The sequence below is a fragment of the Streptomyces europaeiscabiei genome, from assembly GCF_001550375.1.
Lineage (GTDB): Bacteria > Actinomycetota > Actinomycetes > Streptomycetales > Streptomycetaceae > Streptomyces > Streptomyces europaeiscabiei.
Genome location: NZ_LRTR01000564.1, coordinates 1 through 2,946, shown reverse-complemented (window position 1 = coordinate 2,946; position 2,946 = coordinate 1). Strand labels below are relative to the sequence as shown.

Below are 2,946 nucleotides of genomic sequence, written 5' to 3'. Positions count from 1 at the left end.
GACCCGCTCCGGGCCGCGCTGCCCGCAGCGCTCACCGCCGTCCGCGAGCGGCTGGCCCACCCCGGGCTGGTGCTGGACCTCGGGCGGTACATCGGTCTCCCCGCGTTCCGGAAGACCGCGGGCACCCCGACCGAGGTCGGTGAGGGCTTCGAACGGTACGGCGCCGTCATCCTGGCGACCCACGACGACCAGCCGGCGCCGGGCATCCGGGTCGCCCTGCTCGACGAGGCGGGCCAGGACCCGTACCTGCCGGCGCTGCGCGTCGAGGACCAGCAGCCCTTCGCGGCCGAGGTGGCGCTGCGTCTGGCCCGCGCCCCTCGGTACGCGGCTCTCCTCGCCGACCAGGGCGACCCGCTCGTCGGGGAGCTGGGCAAGGACGGCACCTGGTGGCCGCAGGACCCGAGCCGCTCGGTGCCCGAGCTGGTGACGGGGGTGGCGAAGGAGTACGGCATCGGCGAGGACGCCGCCACGCTCTATCTGATGCTGCTCGCCATGCCCGACCCGACCGACCGTACGACGGCCCGCTGGACGGGGTGGAAGCCGACCCGGCTCAAGGAGGCCCGTGCCGAACTGGCCGCGGGCGAGCTGGTGGTGGAGGCCAGCCGGACCAGGGCCGGGCGTTCGCTCTTCCTGCCCGGTGCCTGGGTCGACCCGAAGGCTCCGCGCCTGCCTCTGGAGCGGTGGAAGCTGCCGCTGTACGGCGACCTGATGAGCGGCGAGCAGGCGACGTTCGGCGTGATCGTGCCGGCCGAACCGGCCGCCGAGCTGTACCGCAGGGCGTGGCAGCGCGTGCAGGACGGCGACGCGCCCCGGTTCGAGGAGCTGAAGGTGCGGCGGGGCCGCCGCCGCTGAGGGGGCGCCACCGGGGAGGCGGGGGTGCCCTTGCTGAGGAGGCGGGGGCGCCCGACCGCCGGGCGCCTGGTCCCACCCCTCTCCTCCCGCTTCCCTCCCCTGGAACGACAGACAGACCTACCGACCCACTGAGCAAGGACATTCATGACCCCGACCGACACGGCGATGGCCCTTCCGGCCCGGCAGACCCTGCCCGCCGAGGAGCGCCACGCCACCGAACTCGACTTCCTCGCCGCCCATGACGAGGGCCCGCGCCCGCCCGGCTGGCGCCTGACCCCGCGTTCCGTGGTCACCTTCGTCTGCGGCAGCGGCGGCGAGACCCTGAAGCTGGCCAAGCCGCACGAGACGCTGCCCGACAGGCTGGTGATCGCGCCCAAGTTCGTCGGCGAACGCGCCCTGGTCGAGCGGTGCGTGGTCACCCTCGCCGGTGAGCGCGGCCTGCTGCTCGTCGGCGAACCCGGTACGGCCAAGTCGATGCTCTCCGAGCTGTTGTCGGCCGCCGTGTGCGGCACCAGCGCGCTCACCGTGCAGGGCACCGCCGGCACCACCGAGGACGCCTTCCGCTACGGCTGGAACTACGCCCTGCTGCTCGCCCAGGGCCCGTCCCCCGAGGCGCTGGTCGACTCGCCGGTGCTCGGTGCCATGCGCTCCGGCCGGGTGGCGCGGGTCGAGGAGATCACCCGCTGTCTGCCCGAGGTGCAGGACGCCCTGGTGTCGATCCTGTCCGACCGCCGGGTGAGCGTGCCCGAGCTGTCCGGCACGGACGACGCCCAGGTCCCGGCCGCGCCCGGGTTCACCGTCATCGCCACGGCCAACCTGCGCGACCGGGGTGTCTCGGAGATGTCGGCCGCGCTCAAGCGGCGCTTCAACTTCGAGACCGTGCACCCGATCGCGGACGTGGACGCCGAGACGGCCCTGGTCCGGCGGCAGGCCGAGGCGGCCGTCCAGCGGGCGGGCGCCGCCTTCGGCGTGGACGACGCGGTGCTCGACGTGCTGGTCACCGTCTTCCGTGATCTGCGCGAAGGGCGCTCCGCCGAGGGCTGGGACGTGGAGCGGCCCGGCACGGTGATGTCCACCGCCGAGGCCGTGCAGGTCGCGGCCTCCCTCGGGGTGGCCGCCGCGTACCTGCCCGGCGCCGACGCCCTCGATCTCGTCCCCGGGCACCTGTTGGGCGTGGTCCGCAAGGACGACCCGGCCGACCACGCCCGGCTGCTCGGCTACTGGGACGGTCCGGTGCGCCGTCGCGCCGAGGACGGTTCGGCGATGTGGCGCCGCCTCTGGGACCTGCGGGAGAACCTTCGGTGACGATTACTCAGGACCCGCGGGCGGCCGTCACGGCCCTCGCCGACTCCGCCGCGCCGTACCTGCTGGGGGTACGGCACCACAGCCCGGCCCTCGCCGCGGCCGTGCCCGCCCTATTGGACGCCTCCGGTGCCGAGGTCATCTGTGTGGAGCTGCCCGCCGACTTCCAGTCCTGGCTCCCCCACCTCGCCGCCCCGGGCACTCTCGCCCCGGTCGCGCTGGCCGGGGCCGGTGAGGGCGGACGGCTCGGCTTCTACCCGTTCGCCGACTTCTCCCCCGAACTCGCCGCGCTGCGCTGGGCACGCGAGCGCGGGGTGGAGGTGTTCTGCTGCGACCTGCCGATGTCGGATCCGGCGTGGAGCGCGGACCGAGCGGAGTTCGGTGCGGGCCGGCCGGGGGCGGACACGAACCGCCCGGGACCGGACCCGGGCGGCGTGAGGACGAGCCCGGGAGAAGCGGAGCCGGACGCGGGTCGCCCGGGGACGTCCGCTGACCGCCCGCAGACAGGCGGGACCGGCATCGCCACGGCCGAGGGGACTCGGAGCGTGGTCACCGCAGGCACCGCCGTCGCCACCCCCACCGCCTTCGCGGCCGCGCTCACGGCCGCCGGGACGGGACGCGACGGTGACGACCTGTGGGATCGCTGCGTGGAGGTGCTCGCCCCCGGCTGCGCCCCCGAAGCGATCCGTCGTGCCGCCCTCGGCGTGGGGTGGGCGCTGCGCAGCGATGCCGAGTCGGCGGGCGGCGTGCCGTCGGTGGACCTGGCCCGCGAGGCGCACATGCGTGACACGA

At 75.2% G+C, this 2,946-nt stretch carries 3 protein-coding genes; all 3 read left to right on the top strand.

Annotated features, from left to right (window positions below; all coding sequences use genetic code 11):
* A partial coding sequence (locus AWZ10_RS27410; RefSeq protein WP_482258115.1) for a phospholipase D-like domain-containing protein occupies nt 1-852 on the top strand: 852 nt, incomplete at its 5' end.
* Between the two features lie 144 nt (nt 853-996).
* Nucleotides 997-2,157 carry an ATP-binding protein gene (locus tag AWZ10_RS27405; protein WP_060892303.1) on the top strand — a complete coding sequence of 387 codons (1,161 nt, stop codon included), beginning with the start codon at nt 997-999 and terminating at the stop codon, nt 2,155-2,157.
* On the top strand, nt 2,154-2,946 hold a 793-nt coding region (locus AWZ10_RS27400), incomplete at its 3' end, for a DUF5682 family protein (protein WP_244172565.1). The genes AWZ10_RS27405 and AWZ10_RS27400, both read left to right, overlap by 4 nt.